Origin of the sequence: Stenotrophomonas sp. Sm10, from assembly GCF_030985515.1 — a bacterium.
Classification (GTDB): domain Bacteria; phylum Pseudomonadota; class Gammaproteobacteria; order Xanthomonadales; family Xanthomonadaceae; genus Stenotrophomonas; species Stenotrophomonas hibiscicola.
Genome location: NZ_JAPTFO010000009.1, coordinates 57,322 through 72,976, shown reverse-complemented (window position 1 = coordinate 72,976; position 15,655 = coordinate 57,322). Strand labels below are relative to the sequence as shown.

14 protein-coding genes are annotated in these 15,655 nt (G+C 64.7%); 7 read left to right on the top strand and 7 right to left on the bottom strand.

Annotated elements, in window-relative coordinates:
* Positions 1-106: 106 nt before the first annotated feature.
* The 3 genes from O0J15_RS04400 to O0J15_RS04390 all read left to right on the top strand — a co-directional run bounded on the left by O0J15_RS04400 (position 107) and on the right by O0J15_RS04390 (position 2,832).
* Complete coding sequence (locus O0J15_RS04400) at positions 107-697, top strand: TetR/AcrR family transcriptional regulator (protein WP_111103734.1); 591 nt, start codon at positions 107-109, stop codon at positions 695-697.
* Entirely contained in the window at positions 694-1,728 is a 1,035-nt protein-coding gene (locus tag O0J15_RS04395) for a DUF418 domain-containing protein (protein WP_134735667.1), read from the top strand. Before O0J15_RS04400 ends, O0J15_RS04395 begins: the two co-directional genes overlap by 4 nt.
* Positions 1,729-1,827: 99 nt before the next feature.
* Positions 1,828-2,832 (top strand): aminoglycoside phosphotransferase family protein, encoded by a 1,005-nt coding sequence (locus tag O0J15_RS04390; protein ID WP_171952081.1) that lies wholly within the window; start codon positions 1,828-1,830, stop codon positions 2,830-2,832.
* A gap of 118 nt (positions 2,833-2,950) precedes the next feature.
* Here O0J15_RS04390 and O0J15_RS04385 read toward each other — a convergent pair whose 3' ends face one another.
* The 7 genes from O0J15_RS04385 to O0J15_RS04355 form a co-directional block, all read right to left on the bottom strand.
* A complete protein-coding gene (locus tag O0J15_RS04385; protein ID WP_019661359.1) occupies positions 2,951-3,838 on the bottom strand; it encodes a DMT family transporter in 888 nt (295 codons plus the stop codon).
* Between the two features lie 32 nt (positions 3,839-3,870).
* Entirely contained in the window at positions 3,871-4,932 is a 1,062-nt protein-coding gene (gene murB, locus O0J15_RS04380) for a UDP-N-acetylmuramate dehydrogenase (protein ID WP_308305144.1), read from the bottom strand.
* An 8-nt stretch (positions 4,933-4,940) separates the two neighbouring features.
* Positions 4,941-5,996 (bottom strand): quinone-dependent dihydroorotate dehydrogenase, encoded by a 1,056-nt coding sequence (locus tag O0J15_RS04375; RefSeq protein WP_049483210.1) that lies wholly within the window; start codon positions 5,994-5,996, stop codon positions 4,941-4,943.
* Between the two features lie 8 nt (positions 5,997-6,004).
* Entirely contained in the window at positions 6,005-6,775 is a 771-nt protein-coding gene (locus O0J15_RS04370; protein WP_308305143.1) for a class I SAM-dependent methyltransferase, read from the bottom strand.
* Positions 6,776-6,779: 4 nt separating this feature from the next.
* Positions 6,780-7,064 (bottom strand): DUF4190 domain-containing protein, encoded by a 285-nt coding sequence (locus O0J15_RS04365; RefSeq protein ID WP_279936430.1) that lies wholly within the window; start codon positions 7,062-7,064, stop codon positions 6,780-6,782.
* A 161-nt stretch (positions 7,065-7,225) separates the two neighbouring features.
* Complete coding sequence (locus O0J15_RS04360; protein ID WP_308305142.1) at positions 7,226-8,035, bottom strand: SDR family NAD(P)-dependent oxidoreductase; 810 nt, start codon at positions 8,033-8,035, stop codon at positions 7,226-7,228.
* Between the two features lie 40 nt (positions 8,036-8,075).
* Positions 8,076-9,608, bottom strand: a complete 1,533-nt coding sequence (locus O0J15_RS04355; RefSeq protein WP_058982648.1) for an aldehyde dehydrogenase family protein — start codon at positions 9,606-9,608, stop codon at positions 8,076-8,078.
* A gap of 528 nt (positions 9,609-10,136) precedes the next feature.
* On the opposite strand from O0J15_RS04355, the gene O0J15_RS04350 reads away from it, so the two are divergent.
* From O0J15_RS04350 to O0J15_RS04335, 4 genes are all read left to right on the top strand, one after another.
* The gene (locus O0J15_RS04350; RefSeq protein WP_195763073.1) at positions 10,137-11,489 is read left to right on the top strand and encodes an undecaprenyl-phosphate glucose phosphotransferase; all 1,353 of its coding nucleotides are present in this window, start codon (positions 10,137-10,139) and stop codon (positions 11,487-11,489) included.
* 153 nt (positions 11,490-11,642) lie between these two features.
* Complete coding sequence (locus O0J15_RS04345; RefSeq protein ID WP_155030430.1) at positions 11,643-12,077, top strand: low molecular weight protein-tyrosine-phosphatase; 435 nt, start codon at positions 11,643-11,645, stop codon at positions 12,075-12,077.
* A gap of 53 nt (positions 12,078-12,130) precedes the next feature.
* Positions 12,131-14,341, top strand: a complete 2,211-nt coding sequence (locus tag O0J15_RS04340) for a polysaccharide biosynthesis tyrosine autokinase (RefSeq protein ID WP_308305141.1) — start codon at positions 12,131-12,133, stop codon at positions 14,339-14,341.
* 140 nt (positions 14,342-14,481) lie between these two features.
* The gene (locus tag O0J15_RS04335; RefSeq protein ID WP_308305140.1) at positions 14,482-15,648 is read left to right on the top strand and encodes a nucleotide sugar dehydrogenase; all 1,167 of its coding nucleotides are present in this window, start codon (positions 14,482-14,484) and stop codon (positions 15,646-15,648) included.
* The last annotated feature ends 7 nt before the right edge of the window (positions 15,649-15,655 follow it).

The following is a 15,655-nucleotide window of genomic DNA, read 5'->3' as shown; positions in this document are numbered from 1 at the left end:
AGCATCGGGCCTCAACCGCAGTTGAGGTCAAGGCTGCCTGAACGAAGCCCGATGGTGGCCAGGTCGACATCTACAAAATAAACGAACGTTCGTTCATGCTTGTGGCATGAGCCGAATCGACCGCAATGAGCAGCGCGTGACCCTGATCCTGCAGGCGGCCCTGCGGTGCTTCCTCGCCAAGGGATTCCACCAGACCAGCATGCGTGACATCGCGCAGGCGGCTGGCGTCAGCCTGGGCAACCTCTACAACCACTTCCCGGGCAAGGAAGCGATCATCCTTGCAGTGGCAGTGGCCGAGAGCGAAGAACTGGCACCGTTGCTGCGTCGACTGGCCGCGTCCGAAGGCGAGCGCGCACAGGTACTGGGTTTCCTTCAGGACTTCCACGCACTGTGCCGCCAGCCGGAATGGGCGACGCTTGCCGTCGAAGTGCTGGCCGAGAGCGCACGCAATCCGGCCGTGGCCGAGGCATTTGCGGCCAATCGCAGGCAATTGCAGGCGACCCTGGCCGAAGCCCTGCAGCAGGTGGCACGGCGCGAACGTCGGCGTCCCGTGCTGGCCCCGGCATTGCAGGCGCAGGTGCTGCTGGATGCCATTGAAAGCGATGCGCTGCGTCGGGGGCTGGGCGAAGCCGATGGCATCGATGAGGCCTCGCTGGATCTTGGCCTGCTCGCGCTGCTGCTCGGGGCACGCGCATGAGTGCCGTTGACCGGCGATTGCACGGCCTTGATCTGGCGCGCTACCTGGCCCTGGCCGGCATGGTGCTGGTCAACTTCCGCCTGGCGATGGCCGTGCCGGCAGAGGGTGAGAGTTGGTTGGCAGGGTTCTTCCATCTGCTGGAAGGCAAAGCCTCGGCGACGTTCGTCACTCTGGCCGGTCTTGGCCTGGTGCTGGCCACGCAGCGGCAGGGGTGGTGGCCGGCCAGCGTGCAGACCTGGAGGCGCGCGCTGTTCCTGATGGTGCTGGGCCTGCTCAACCTGACTCTGTTCCCGGCCGATATCCTGCACTACTACGCGGTGTATTTCGCGTTGGCGGTGGTGTGGCTGCGTGCGTCGCCGCGGGTGTTGCTGGCCAGCATCGTGGGCCTGGCGGCGTGTTCGTTCTGGGCGTTGCTGCACTGGGACTACAGCCAGGGATGGAACTGGCAGACGCTGGAATACGCCGACCTGTGGCAATGGCCGGGCGCGGCCCGCAACCTGTTGTTCAACGGCTTCCATCCGCTGCTGCCGTGGCTGTGCTTCTTCCTGCTGGGGATGCTGCTGGCACGCCTTCAGCTGTCGCAGCCGCGGGTGCAGCGAGCATTGCTGGTGCTGGGGCTGCTGCTGATCGGGGCTGGACATGGCGTGCAGCAGCTTGGGCAGGGGACGCCCTGGCAGGTGTGGCTGGGAACGCAGCCGATGCCGCCGGGACCGGCCTATGTGCTCACGGGTGCGGGTGCGGCCTGCAGTGTCATCGCCGCCTGCCTGTGGCTGGCGCGTGTGCGACCGGGTGACTGGTTGGAGCCGTTCATCGCGGCCGGACGCATGACCCTGACCCTGTATGTGGGCCACATCCTGCTGGGCATGGGCACGCTGGAAAGCCTGGGGCTGCTTGATGGCGGTGCATCGCTGGCGTCGGTGCTGCTGTGGGCGCTGTTGTTCCTGATGTTGGCCACGGGCTCGGCGTGGCTGTGGTCGTGGCAGTTCACACGCGGCCCGCTGGAGATGGTGATGCGACGCATCGCAGGCTAGTTCTCTGGTCGCGGCGAGCTGATGTTGTGACGGACATGTCTGTGTCGCGGCGAATGCATCTGCGATAGTGGCAGCAGGCAACACTTTCCGCTTGCATCCATGTCATTCGCTTCGGCGCAGCATCTCGGCGAAGTCCTGCAACAATCCTATGGCATCACTGCCACCGCCGTGGTGCCACGCCCGGTGGGTGCCGACGCCAATGCCAGCGTGTATCGCGTCGATGCGCGGCACGGGCAGTGGTGGTTGAAATGCCGCACCTACCAGGTCGCCCCAGCGGTGTGGGACAGCCTGCATTGGCTGCGCGGCACGCTGGGTATCGATGAGATCGTTGCGCCGTGGCCAGCATTGACCGGCGGCGCATCGGTACAGCGGTGGGGGCTGCAGTTCACCCTGTTCCCTTATGTGGAAGGGCAGTCCGGATTCGAGGCGGCGTTGAGCCGCACGCAGTGGAAGCGGTTGGGCGAGGTACTGCGGCGCCTGCACGGCGCGCAACTGCCAGCGCAACTGCAGCAGGCGCTGCCGATCGTACGGCTGGAAACCGCGGCGCTGGAGACGGTCGGTCAATGGCTGGCCGGCGAAGGCCTGGCGGCCGCGAAGGACGGGCTGGGCCGCGCATTTGTTTCGGTATGGGACCAGCAGCATGCGCGCATCGCGGCGCTGCATGCGCAGGCACGGGAGCTGCTCGTGGCATTGCAGGACGTACCGGTAGATCTGTATCTGTGTCACACCGACCTGCATGCCGGCAACCTGCTGATGGGCAATGACGGGGGCCTGCACCTGATCGATTGGGACGGCCTTTCGCTGGCCCCGCGCGAGCGCGACCTGATGTTCATTGGTGCGGCGGTTGGTGGGCGCTGGGGGCGCGAGAATCCGCTGGGCTTCGAGGAGGGCTACGGCAGCGACCGCGGCGATCCGCGCTGGATCGCCTGGTACCGGCACTGGCGCATCCTGCAGGACCTGATCGAGTTCCAGCAGGTGCTGTTGGGCAGCGATGGCGAGGAGCGTTCGCCGCAACTGCGCAGGCAGTCGCTGCACTACCTGGGCGAGCAGTTCGCACCGGGCAATGTGTTCGATGCGGCGGAGCGGGTGTATCGCGCGCTGTAGATCCACGCCATGCGTGGATGAACCCTGCGCGCTCAGTCAACGGTGGAGGCGCGAAGAGCAGCCGAGCGTAGGCTCGGCTCTACAGAGGAGTGCAGCGTCATCCACGTGTGGCGTGGATCTACTCGGCGGGCTTGGCCGCTGCCGAGGCCGCTGCACTTGCGGCTCGCCGCGACAGTACGGCTTCGCGGTGGGCGATGTAGGCGTTGGCGGCGAGGATGATGCCGGCACCGATGATCGTCCAGCGGTCCACCGTTTCGTTGAACAGCAGCCAGCCGAACAGCGTTACCAGTGGCAGCTGCAGGAAGCTGATCGGGGTCAGGGCGGAGACTTCGCCCAGCCGTAGCGCGCGGGTCCACAACAGCTGGCCGACGGTGCCGAGCACGCCGGTGGCCAGCAGCCACAGCCACGCCATGCCGGAGGGCCAGACCCAGACGAACAGTGCCGGGACCAGCGACAGCGGCACCCAGAACACGTAGGTGTAGAGCACCACGGTGTCAGCGCTGTCGACACGGGTCAGCTGCTTGATCTGGATCGCCACCAATGAGCTGAGCACGGCGGCTGCCACCGCTACCAGGCTGCCCGCGGTGAAGCCGGCGGTACCGGGGCGCACGATCACCAGCACACCGATGAATCCAACCACCACCGCAGCCCAGCGGCGTACACGCACGGTCTCGCCCAGCCACAGCACGGCGGCGATGGTGACGAACAACGGCGTGGAGTACGAGAGGGAAACCGCCTGCGCCAGTGGCAGATGACCCAGTGCCCAGAATGCGCACAGCATCGAACCCAGGCCAATCGCACTGCGGACGAAATAACGCGGCAGCTGCTGCGTTTTCAGTGGTGCATGGCCGGGGCGCAGCAGCATCGGGAGCAACGCGAGCAGGCCAAAGGCATTGCGAAAGAACGCCACTTCCTGGGTTGGTACGTACCGGGTGGCGTAGCGGATGGCGACGGCCATCAGGCCGAATGCCATCGTGCTGCCGAGCATCAGCAGCGCCGCCCGCATCGGGGTGGCGCTGGGGGAGAGGGCGGGGGTGTTCACCACTGTGCGCCGAGCAGGCGGGGCTCCGGTTCGATCGGCACGCCGAACTTTTCCAGCACCGAGGCCGAGATGCGTCGCGCCAGCGCCAGCAGCTCAGCACCGGTGGCGTTGCCGTAATTGACCAGCACCAGCGCGTGGCTCGGCGCGACGCCGGCATCGCCTTCGCGGAAGCCCTTCCAGCCGCAGGACTCGATCATCCAGGCCGCAGAGACCTTGCGCTTGTCGTCCTGTTCGGCCGGGAACACCGGCAGCTCGGGGAAGTGCTGCAGCAGTACGTCCACCTGTTCCAGTGGCAGTACCGGGTTCTTGAAGAAGCTGCCGGCGTTGCCCAGCACATCCGGATCGGGCAGCTTGCGGCGGCGGATCGCGATCACCGCATTGGCCACGTCCACGGCACTGGGCAGCTCCACGCCCTGTGCCTGCAGTTCCTCACGGATGCCGGCGTAGTCCATGCGCAGGTCGTGCAGCAGCGGCAGCCTGAGCTCGATGGCGGTGATCAGGTAGCGATCGGGTTGCTGCTTGAACACGCTGTCGCGGTAGGCGAAGCCACACTGTTCGTTGTCCAGCCGCACCCAGGCCTGCTCCTGGCAGTCCCAGGCTTCAACGGCCTGGATGAACTCGCCGACCTGCGCGCCATAGGCACCGATGTTCTGAATCGGCGCGGCACCGGCCGTGCCGGGAATCAACGCCAGGTTCTCCAGGCCGGACAGGCCTTCCTGCAGCGACCACATCACCAGGCCATGCCAGGACACGCCAGCGCCGGCGCGGATCACCGCATGGTCGGCGCGGTGCTCCAGGAAGCTGATGTCCCGGTTGCCGAACACCAGCACGGTGCCAGGCAGGTCTTCGGCGATCAGTACGTTGCTGCCGCTGCCCAGCACCAGCAGCGGGCCGCTGGGCACCTCGGGCAGCGCCAGCACGTCCGGCAGCAGTGCGGCATCGTGCAGTTCCAGCAGCTGCGCGGCGCTGGCCTGCACGTGGAAGGTGTTCAGCGCCTGCAGCGGCGCATTGCGGGTGAGCGTCCAGCGCAGCGGGGCGTTGCCGTCGACGGTGTCCATGGGCGCGCTCACAGTGGGGCCACCGCGCCGCGGCTCGGCGCTTCGCGGCGGCGACGGATCGCCTCCACGCATTCAGAGACCAACGCCGGGCCACGGAAGATCAAGCCGCTGTAGCACTGCACCAGCGCCGCGCCTGCGGCCATCTTGGCCACCGCATCGGCACCGGACAGGATGCCGCCGACGCCGACCAGCGGGACCGATTCGGGCAGGCGCGAACGCAGGCGGCGCAGTACCAGCGTGGACTGCTCCAGCACCGGCGCGCCGGACAGGCCGCCGGCTTCGTTGGCCAGCGGATCGCCGGCCACCTTGCTGTGGTCGATGGTGGTATTGGTGGCGATCACGCCGTCCACCTGCAGTTCGCCGAGTACGCGGGCGGCGGCATCGATGTCGCGCTCGCTCAGGTCCGGTGCCACCTTCACCAGCATCGGGACGCGGCGGCCATGCTGCGCGGCCAGTGCTTCCTGGCGGTCGCGCAACTGGCTGACCAGCTGGCGCAGCGCGGTTTCCTCCTGCAGTTCACGCAGGCCGGCAGTGTTGGGCGAGGAGATGTTGACGGTGATGTAGTCGGCCAGCGGATAGACCTTGTCCAGGCAGGCGATGTAATCGTCCACGGCCTGTTCGTTGGGCGTGTCCTTGTTCTTGCCGATGTTGATGCCGAGCAGGCCGCGGCGGTTGCGCGCGCGCTCGACATTGCGCACCAGCGCGTCCACGCCCGCATTGTTGAAGCCCATGCGGTTGATGATTGCGTTGTGCGCTGGCAGCCGGAACAGGCGCGGCTGCGGGTTGCCGGCCTGCGGACGCGGGGTGATGGTGCCGATCTCGACGAAGCCGAAACCCAGCGCGAACAATGCATCGATGTGCTCGCCATTCTTGTCCAGGCCGGCGGCCAGGCCGACCGGATTGGGGAAGGTCAGCCCGAACACGGTGCTCGGCATCGGCGCGATGCGTGCGGCCAGCAGCGGCGTGGTGCCGGTGCGATAGGCCAGGTCCAGTGCGGACAGGCCGAGGCCGTGGGCGCGCTCGGCGTCGAGCGAGAACAGGAAGGGGCGGGCAAGCGAATACATGCGTCGGTTCAGTCCAGCGTGCCGAGGAAGGCTCGGGTTCGATATTCAAAAGCAACCTGGCCGTCGACCGCGTGGGCGGCGAACAGGTCCTGCAGGGCGGCGATCATCGGCGCATGGCGCGGATGACCGGCTTGGGGTGCGTAGGAGGAGGACAGCAGGCGCCCGCGCAGGGCGTCGAAATCCAGATGTTGCACGTTCGGCAGCTCCACCATGCCGCGCAGACCGGGGCCGAACCACGCCTGCATGGTGGCGTCGTCCTGGTAGCGCTCGGCAACGGCGGTGTAGTCGGTGCCGTAGTCCAGCAGCAGCTGCTCGTAGCCGATCAGGAACGGGCTGGCATCGAGCAGGCGCGAGTTCCAGTAGATCAGTGCCAGGCCACCCGGGCGCAGGATGCGCTGCCACTCGGCGCGCACCGCCACGGTGTCGAACCAGTGGAAGGCCTGCGCGACGCTGACCAGATCGATGCTGGCATCGTCCAGTGTGGTGGCCTCGGCGCGGCCGTCCACCGCACGGAACTGCGGGTACTGCGGTGCCAGCCATTCCTCGGCCGCGCCCCGCATGGCGGCGTTGGGTTCAACCGCGACTACTGGATGGCCGCTGGCCAGGAACAGGCGACTGGAAATACCGGTGCCGGCGCCGATGTCGGCGACCACGGCCTCGTGGCTGACGCCCATCGGGCCATGCAGCCACTCCAACAGGGCGGGCGGGTAATCGGGCCGGTAGCGGACGTAGTCGGCGACGCGGCTGCTGAAGCGTTCAGTGCTGTCGGAGGCAGTCATGGCGTCACTTCGACACTGCCGCCAGCCACGCCAGGCCGCCGAAGAACAGGATGAAGACCAGGATGGCGGCGATCACGGCGCCGACCATCACCCAGCCCAGCACCAGGCCGGTGACGGCGAGGCCATCGCCTTCCAGTTCATGCGGGCGGCGGCGGATCTCGGCGCGGGCCATGTGGCCGGTGATGATGGCCACGATGCTGGCCACGAAGGGCAGGACGGTCCAGCTGGCGATGCCCATGACCAGGCTGACCACGGCCAGGGCGCTTGTCTGTCGGGGTGCCACGCTCATCGGGGTCCTCCTTGGCAGTGTGCACATGATAGTGCGTCTGCCCGGGCAATCCCATGGGCAATGCCCTGTAGAGCCGAGCCCATGCTCGGCTGCCCCCTTGGGCTGATGCGGGATCGACCGCGTCTTGCGTGCAAGCCGAGCATGGGCTCGTCTCTACAGATTCAGCCCATCAACACCTGGCCGCCATCCACGTTGAGCACATGACCGGTGATCCAGCGCGCCAGCGGCGAGCACAGGAACAGGGCAGCGTCGGCGATCTCGCGCGGGTGGCCGAAGCGGCCGAACGGGATCTTCGCCAGGGTGCCGTGGTACAGGGCGGGATCTTCGGTGCGGCGGCGATCCCACAGGCCGTCATCGAACTCGATCGAGCCCGGGGCGATGGCATTGACCCGGATCCGGTCCTTGGCCAGCGCCAGTGCCTGCGAGGTGGTGTAGTGCGACAGCGCGGCCTTGGCGGCAGCGTAGGGCGCGCCACCGGGACGCGGCTGCTGGGCGGCGATCGAGGACAGGTTGAGGATGCAGGCATCGCTGGATGCGCGCAGCCACGGCAGTGCCAGGCGCGAGGCCCGTACCGCCGCCATCAGGTCGATCTGCAGGCTGGCGGCCCAGCCGTCCTCGTCATCGGCCATGCCGTAGCCGGTGGCGTTGTTGACCAGTACATCGATACCGCCGAGGGCATCGGCGGCGGCCTGCAGCCAGGCCTGGATCTGGCCGGGATCGGCCAGATCGGTAGAGAACGCGTGCAGTTCGAAGCCCTGCGCCGGTGCATCGGCACGCAGGGCATCCAGGCCGGCCTGGCCGCGGGCGCAGGCCGAGACCCGCGCACCGGCGCCGGCAAATGCCAGCGCCATCTCACGGCCAATGCCCTTGCTGCCACCGGCGATGAGCACGCGGCGGCCGGTGAAATCAATCACCGGCTTGCCACCCTGTAGCGCCGAGCCATGCTCGGCTGCATTTCCTGCGGTGTTCATTGCACATCCTGCCGAGCATGGCCCGGCACTACAGAAAGCGTTACAGGTCGAACTTGATGCCCTGGGCCAGCGGCAGCGAATCCGAATAGTTGATGGTGTTGGTCTGGCGGCGCATGTAGACCTTCCACGCATCCGAACCGGATTCGCGGCCACCGCCGGTGTCCTTCTCGCCACCGAAGGCGCCGCCGATCTCCGCACCGGACGTGCCGATGTTGACGTTGGCGATGCCGCAGTCGCTGCCGGCGGCCGACAGGAACTTCTCGGCGGTCTTCAGGTTCTGGGTGAAGATCGAGGACGACAGGCCCTGCGGCACGCCGTTCTGCATGTCGATGGCTTCGTCGATGCTGTCGTACGGCATCACGTACAGGATCGGCGCGAAGGTCTCGTGCTGGACCACGGCGTCGCTGTTCTTCAGGCCAGAGACGATGGCGGGCAGTACGAAGTTACCCGGTCGGTCGATGCGGGTGCCGCCGGTTTCGATGGTGCCGCCGGCGGCCTTGGCCTGGGCGATGGCATCGAGGAACTGCTGTACGGCGCCTTCGCTGTTCAGCGGGCCCATCAGGTTGGCGGCATCGGTCGGGTCGCCGATCTTGCCTTCCACCTGCTTGTAGGCCTTGACCAGGGTGGCCAGTACGTCGGCGTAGATCGAGCGGTGCACGATCAGGCGGCGGGTGGTGGTGCAGCGCTGGCCGGCGGTGCCGACCGCACCGAACACGATGCCCGGCACGGCCAGCTTCAGGTCGGCGGTTTCGTCCAGGATGATGGCGTTGTTGCCGCCCAGTTCCAGCAGGCAGCGGCCAAGGCGGCGCGCGACCTTCTCGTTGACGGTGCGGCCGACCTGGGTCGAGCCGGTGAAGCTGATCAGCGGCACGCGGCGGTCATCGACCATCTTCTCCGACAGCGCGGTGCCGGCATCGTTGATCAGGAAGAAGATGTCCGGGAAGCCGGCCTCGCGCAGGGCCTCGTTGCAGATCTTCAGCGAGGCGATGGCGGTCAGCGGGGTCTTGTTGGACGGCTTCCAGATGCACACGTCGCCACAGATGGCGGCCAGGAACGAGTTCCAGCTCCACACCGCGACCGGGAAGTTGAAGGCCGAGATGATGCCGACCAGGCCCAGCGGGTGGTACTGCTCATACATGCGGTGGCCGGGGCGCTCGGAATGCATGGTGTAGCCGTACAGCATGCGGCTCTGGCCCACCGCGAAATCGGCGATGTCGATCATCTCCTGCACTTCGCCGTCGCCTTCCGGCTTGCTCTTGCCCATTTCCAGGGCGACCAGCGAACCCAGCGCATCCTTGTGCCTGCGCAGCGCTTCGCCGCACAGGCGCACGGCCTCACCGCGGCGCGGGGCAGGCGTGGTGCGCCAGACCTTGAAGGCTTCCTGCGCGCGGGCGACGACGGTCTCGTACTCGGCCTCGGTGGTCGCGCGGACCTGTGCGATCGGCTCGCCGGTTGTCGGGTTGACCGGGGTGATCAGCTCACCGCTGGTCGCGCTCGACCACTCCCCGTTGCCCAGGTACGTGCCAGCGTTGATCGCGTCCAGGCCAAGGGACTTGAGCAGCTCGGAAGACATGCAGACTCCTGTGTTTCGTTACGTTGTTTTGGCGCCATCGCGGGCAGGTGGGGGACGCGATGAACAGAACCGCCGATGGTAGCAGAGGGTGGTGGTCGGGCTTTGGTGCGGTGCGGGGTGAGGCCCCGGGCGCCAGCGGACCGACGTGAGGCGCGTAATCGCGTTCCTTTATTGACGCGAAATGACGCATGTTGATTCAAATTGACAAATGAAAATTCATTAATGATTTCAGCAAGTTAGTGCTATTTTGGGGTGATTGGGTGGGCGCGCACTCTGTCGAAATTTCTATCTTTTGGCTCAATCTTCATTCACAATTCGTCCACATTTGATTGACACAACCTCGATGATTCCGTGCTGGCTGGGGAGTCCATGCACGTGGGCGCTGGTTCCGCGCCCCCTCGAGCCGAGATATGGAGAAGTGCATTGCTACATGGATCAGTAGAAGACCTTCCCGCAGAGCGGGCCCGGGCGGGCCGCCGCCGTGTTGAAGCGCGGGCTGCCCTGGAGTTGGGGTTGCGCTTGGGCGACATGCTGTTGCTGCCGGGGATGGCAGTGCTTTCTCACTTTCTTTTGTACGGAACAGGTGCGCCGGATTCTTCCCAGCGAATCGTATTTGGTGCGGTGGTTCTCAGCGCTGTCGTTTGCTTCTCAGTCGCGCCGTTGTATCGGAACTGGCGGATGCGAGGGCTTCTCGCTGATCTCTGGCTGCTGCTGTTGGCGTGGTCTGCCACTTTTGCGCTGTTCTCGCTCTACGTCGTGCTGGTCGGGCTTGCCGATGTGGTGCCTTCGACGTGGCTGATTGGCTGGTATGCCTTTGGCCTGGGATCGATGGCGGCGCTGCGTGTGCTGCTGAGGGTGCAGTTGCATCGGCTGCGCTCGCGTGGGATGGACCGCGAGCGGGTCCTGCTGGTCGGACTTCGCGCCCCGGCCCTGAAACTGCACCGCCTGCTGCGTGGCAAGCCGGAGCTGGGCAAGGAAGTCATTGGCTACTTTGCCGGTGCAGGCGATATCGCCACCCGCCGTGGCGGTGATGCGCCGCGCCGACTGGGCTTGCTGGCTGAGGTCCCGCAGTACATGGATCAGCATCGGGGTGAGTTCGATCAAGTCTGGGTGTCGATGCCGATGGGGGATGCCGCCGCGGTCAGGGACATGCTCAAGCAGATCGAGCGATTTCCGGTGCCTGTGCGTCTGATCCCTGATACCACGGGCCTGGGGGCGCTCAACCCCGGTCTGCACCAAGTGGGTGATGTGCCGATGATCGGTGTGCGGCAGGGCTTGGCAGACCACCGGTTTCGCCTGTTCAAGCGGATCGAGGACATCCTCGTGGCTGGTGTCGCGGTGGTCCTGCTGGCGCCGTTGTTTGTCGTGCTCGCCATTGGCGTGAAGCTGAGTTCGCCCGGGCCAGTGCTGTTCCGCCAGAAGCGTCACGGGCTGGGTGGCAAGGAGTTCTGGATGCTCAAGTTCCGCTCCATGCGCGTGCATGCAGAGGGAGAGGGGCAGATTACCCAGGCTAGGCGCGGTGATCCGCGAGTCACCGGGTTCGGCGCCTTCCTGCGCCGCAGCAGCCTGGACGAACTGCCGCAGTTCTTCAACGTGCTGGGTGGAAACATGTCGGTGGTCGGGCCGCGCCCGCACGCGATCCAGCACAACAACCACTACGAGCGGGTGATCGAGCGCTACATGCATCGCCACTACGTCAAGCCGGGCATCACCGGCTGGGCGCAGGTGCACGGGCTGCGTGGCGAGACCCCCGAGCTGCGCTCGATGAAGAAGCGCGTGCAGTACGACATCGACTACATCCGACGCTGGAGCCCGACGCTGGACGTGCGGATCATCGCGCTGACCGTGCTGAAGGTGCTGGGCCAGAAGTCGGCGTATTGAGCTGGCCGATGTGCGGAACTGCGACGTAATTCCATGAATCTGTTGGCGATTTCATCGCCTGTAATGCGCTTGTAAGGTATGCTGTGCGGCTGCCGCCGGCCGATGCTTGTTCTGGTCGCGCGCGCCGCAAGGAATGCCACAGGATCCAGGTCAGTGTTCAAGAACGTTCTTTTTGTATGTGTAGGCAACATCTGCCGCAGCCCTTCGGCTGAAGTCATGCTCAGGCAGGCCGTGGACGGCAGGGGCATCCAGGTGTCTTCGGCGGGCCTGGGCGCGCTGGTGGGGCACGGCATCGATGCCACCGCGCAGGAGCTGCTGGCGGAGCGGGGCATGGATGGGTTGGCCCACCGCGCCCGCCAGATCGATAACGCCATCCTCGGCGCCGCCGATCTGGTGCTGACCATGGAGCGCAAGCACGTACGCCGCATCGCCGAGATTGCGCCGCAGGCGTCGGGCAAGACCTTCCTGCTGGGCAAGTGGCAGCAGGATCGGGAGATTCCCGATCCGTACCGCCAGCAGCGTCCCGCGTTCGAGCATGTCTACACGCTGATGGCTGAAGGCGTGGAGAGTTGGGCGCGTCATCTGTAGTGCTGACCTCTCATCCCTGACCGCACCTACATCCAATTGAAGAGTTCTTACTGATGACCACCGATACTCGCAGTCCGACGCAGGACGATGCCGATGAAATCGACCTGCGGCAGTTGCTCGGCACGCTGGTTGACCACAGATGGTGGATTGCCGGAATTACGGGGACGTTCTTCGTCATCGCGGTTGCCTATGCCTTGTTGGCGACGCCCATCTATCGTGCCGATGCGATCGTGCAGGTTGAATCCAAGGTGCCGAGTCTGCCAGGGCTCTCTGATATCAGTCAGTCGCTCGGCATCGGAGGGGGCACGGCGGAGGCGACAACCGAAATCGCGCTCATCACTTCTCGTTCGGTGGTCGGCAGCGCAGTCGATGCGCTGAAGCTGGATATCAACATCGAGCCCAACCGCTTCCCGCTCCTGGGGGGCTACGTTGCGCGCAAGGCAGAGCGTGCAGATCCGGACGCTCTGGCTGATGTGCGCTTTGGCATGAGCCGTTTCGGCTGGGGCGGCGAGAAGCTGGAGATCTTCCAGCTGGATGTGCCGCGCGCGCTGTTGGCGCGACCGATGACTCTGGTTGTCGGCGAGAACAGCAGCTATGAACTGTTCGACGAAGACGACAATCTTCTGTTGAAGGGGAAGGTCGGCGAGGTCGCCAGCGGGAAGGGGGTGACCGCGCAGGTTGCGGAGATGCGCGCGCATCCGGGCATGCGCTTTGAAGTGACCCGCCAGCGCCACCTCACGGTGGTGGGAGAGCTGCAGAAGAAGGTTGCTGTAAGTGAGTCGGGCAAGGAGTCAGGTATCCTGACGCTGGCCTATGAGAATGCGGATCCTGATCTTGCACAGCGTTTCCTACAGCAGGTCGCCCAGGCCTATGTGCGGCAGAACGTGGAGCGAAACTCGGCCGAGGCCTCTGCCCAGCTGACCTTCGTGAAGGAGCAGTTGCCCAACGTGCGCAATCAGGTGGACGCCGCGCAGAAGGCGCTGAGTGCCTACCAGACGCGCGCCAACTCCGTGGATCTGAGCCTGCAGACCAAGGGACTGCTGGATCAGGAGGTTGCTGTGGAGACCAGCATCCAGCAGCTGCGCCTGCAGCAGGCGGAGATGGATCGCAAGTTCACGCGCGATCATCCGGCGTACCAGGCGCTGATGCGGCAGATTGGAGAGCTGGAGGGCCGGAAGAGCGGATTCCAGGGGCAGGTGAAGCAGTTGCCTGAAGCGCAGCAGGAGCTGCTGCGGCTGACGCGCGACCTTCAGGTCAGCAATGAAATGTATACCGGTATGCTGAATCAGGCGCAGCAGCTGGATGTCGCGCGCGCTGGCACGGTGGGCAATGTGCGCATCGTCGATGCGGCCGAGGTGGATGCATCAACACCGGTGAAGCCCAGAAAGGCACTGGTTGTTCTTGTTGGCACCCTGCTCGGTGGCTTCCTATCGATTGCCTTTGTACTCATGAGGCAGATGCTCAACCGTGGCGTCGAGGATCCGGCGCAGATCGAGGAGCTTGGATTGCCCGTCTACGCGTCGATCCCGGTAAGTGCACAGCAGCAGAGCGACTCGGTGCGGGGCAAGTTCCGCGCCGATGGCAAGCTGCACCTGCTAGCCATCAAGGATCCTGCGGATCTTGCGATCGAAGCCGTGCGTAGCCTGCGAACCAGCCTGCACTTCGCCCGCCTGGAGGCAAAGAACAACATTGTCCTGATCTCGGGCGCCAGCCCGAACGCAGGCAAGACGTTCGTCTCCTCCAATCTCGCCGCAGTGATCGCGCAGGCGGGTCAGCGCGTCCTCATCATCGACGCAGACATGCGAAAGGGCACCCTGCATAAGGCGTTGGGTGCAGTGCAGTCGCCTGGCCTCTCTGATCTTCTGGTGGGCAAGGCAGATCTGGCGCAGGTTGTGCGGACGCTGCCGGGCATCGATAGCCTTAGTTTCATTACCCGTGGTGATGTTCCGCCGAACCCGTCCGAGTTGTTGATGCACGCCAACTTCACCCAGCTTCTTGAGGCACTGTCGCCGCAGTACGATCTGGTAATTGTCGATACGCCGCCGATTCTTGCTGTGACCGACGCGGCAATCATTGCGCATCACGCCGGCACGTGTCTCATGGTGGCGAGATTTGGACTGAATCAGGCGAAGGAGTTGGCGCTAGCCAAGCATCGTTTTGAGCAAAACAACGTTCGAATCAAGGGGGCCATCTTCAATGCTGTGCAGCGTCGTGCTACGGGCTATTACAGCTATGGCTACTACGAGTACAAGTCTTCAACCTGACTTCGGCTGAAGATGGATGCGGAGCCGTGATGGTCGGCTCCGTAGTCGTTCATGACGAGGTGCTGTTGTTTCGATAAGGGAATGAATGCTGCCTGCGCGCTGAGCTTGAGCGGTGCTTGGGTGGAGTGGGAGCATTGGATATGAAGATCGCGGTTGCAGGGATGGGATACGTCGGCCTGGCCAATGCTGTGCTTCTTGCTCAGCACAATTCTGTCGTCGCACTGGATGTGGACGCGGCAAAGGTGGAAGCGATCAACAAGTGGCGTTCGCCCATCGAGGACGCTGATATCCAAGGCTTTCTGGACCGAGGGACCTTGGATCTGCGCGCGACCGTGGATAAGCAATCGGCTTATGCCGGCGCCAGGCTCGTCATTATTGCAACGCCGACGGACTACGATCCGGATACGAACTTCTTCGACACGAGCTCGGTCGAGGAAGTCATCCGTGATGTGCTGGAGATCAATCCGTCCGCGACGCTGATCGTAAAGTCCACCGTACCCGTGGGGTTCACCGATCGTGTCCGTGCTGAGCATGCAGGCGGGAAGATCATCTTCTCGCCGGAGTTTCTCCGCGAGGGTCGCGCCCTGCACGACAACCTCTACCCCAGCCGCATCATCGTGGGTGAGAAATCGGCGCAGGCCACGGAGTTTGCATCACTTCTTCTGCAGGGGGCTGCGAGGGACAACGTTCCCGTTGTCTTCTGCGGAGCAGCTGAGGCAGAGGCCATCAAGCTGTTTGCGAACACATATCTGGCAATGCGTGTGTCCTACTTCAATGAGCTGGATACCTATGCGGCCTGCCATGGTTTGGATGCGCGTCAGATCATTGATGGCGTGTGCCTGGATCCCCGGATTGGAGAGCACTACAACAATCCCTCCTGTGGCTATGGAGGCTACTGCTTGCCAAAGGACACGCGACAGTTGCTGGCGAACTATCGCGACGTTCCACAGAATCTCATCCAGGCCATCGTGGCGTCCAACTCGACCCGCAAGGACTTCATTGCTGCGGAAGTACTTCGCTCCAATCCCAGGGTGGTGGGCATCTACCGTCTGGCGATGAAGGCCGGGTCGGACAACTTCCGTTCGTCCAGCATCCAGGGCGTCATGAAGCGAATCAAGGCTAAAGGCGTTGAGGTGATTGTCTATGAGCCCACCATCGCCGCCGATGAGTTTTTTCGGTCCAGAGTGTGCCGGGACCTGGGTGAGTTCAAGCGCACTGCTGACGTGATCATTGCCAATCGACGCCACGCTGATCTAGACGATGTGGCAGGCAAGACATACAGTCGCGATCAGTTCGGGGTCGACTGATGCAGGC

Bases quoted from the DNA above. Each gene is read 5' to 3' on its own strand.
- O0J15_RS04400 (WP_111103734.1), top strand. From the start codon at position 107: ATGAGCCGAATCGACCGCAATGAGCAGCGCGTGACCCTGATCCTGCAG.
- O0J15_RS04395 (WP_134735667.1), top strand. From the start codon at position 694: ATGAGTGCCGTTGACCGGCGATTGCACGGCCTTGATCTGGCGCGCTAC.
- O0J15_RS04390 (WP_171952081.1), top strand. From the start codon at position 1,828: ATGTCATTCGCTTCGGCGCAGCATCTCGGCGAAGTCCTGCAACAATCC.
- O0J15_RS04385 (WP_019661359.1), bottom strand. From the start codon at position 3,838: ATGCGGGCGGCGCTGCTGATGCTCGGCAGCACGATGGCATTCGGCCTG.
- murB (WP_308305144.1), bottom strand. From the start codon at position 4,932: ATGGACACCGTCGACGGCAACGCCCCGCTGCGCTGGACGCTCACCCGC.
- O0J15_RS04375 (WP_049483210.1), bottom strand. From the start codon at position 5,996: ATGTATTCGCTTGCCCGCCCCTTCCTGTTCTCGCTCGACGCCGAGCGC.
- O0J15_RS04370 (WP_308305143.1), bottom strand. From the start codon at position 6,775: ATGACTGCCTCCGACAGCACTGAACGCTTCAGCAGCCGCGTCGCCGAC.
- O0J15_RS04365 (WP_279936430.1), bottom strand. From the start codon at position 7,064: ATGAGCGTGGCACCCCGACAGACAAGCGCCCTGGCCGTGGTCAGCCTG.
- O0J15_RS04360 (WP_308305142.1), bottom strand. From the start codon at position 8,035: ATGAACACCGCAGGAAATGCAGCCGAGCATGGCTCGGCGCTACAGGGT.
- O0J15_RS04355 (WP_058982648.1), bottom strand. From the start codon at position 9,608: ATGTCTTCCGAGCTGCTCAAGTCCCTTGGCCTGGACGCGATCAACGCT.
- O0J15_RS04350 (WP_195763073.1), top strand. From the start codon at position 10,137: ATGCTGTTGCTGCCGGGGATGGCAGTGCTTTCTCACTTTCTTTTGTAC.
- O0J15_RS04340 (WP_308305141.1), top strand. From the start codon at position 12,131: ATGACCACCGATACTCGCAGTCCGACGCAGGACGATGCCGATGAAATC.
- O0J15_RS04335 (WP_308305140.1), top strand. From the start codon at position 14,482: ATGAAGATCGCGGTTGCAGGGATGGGATACGTCGGCCTGGCCAATGCT.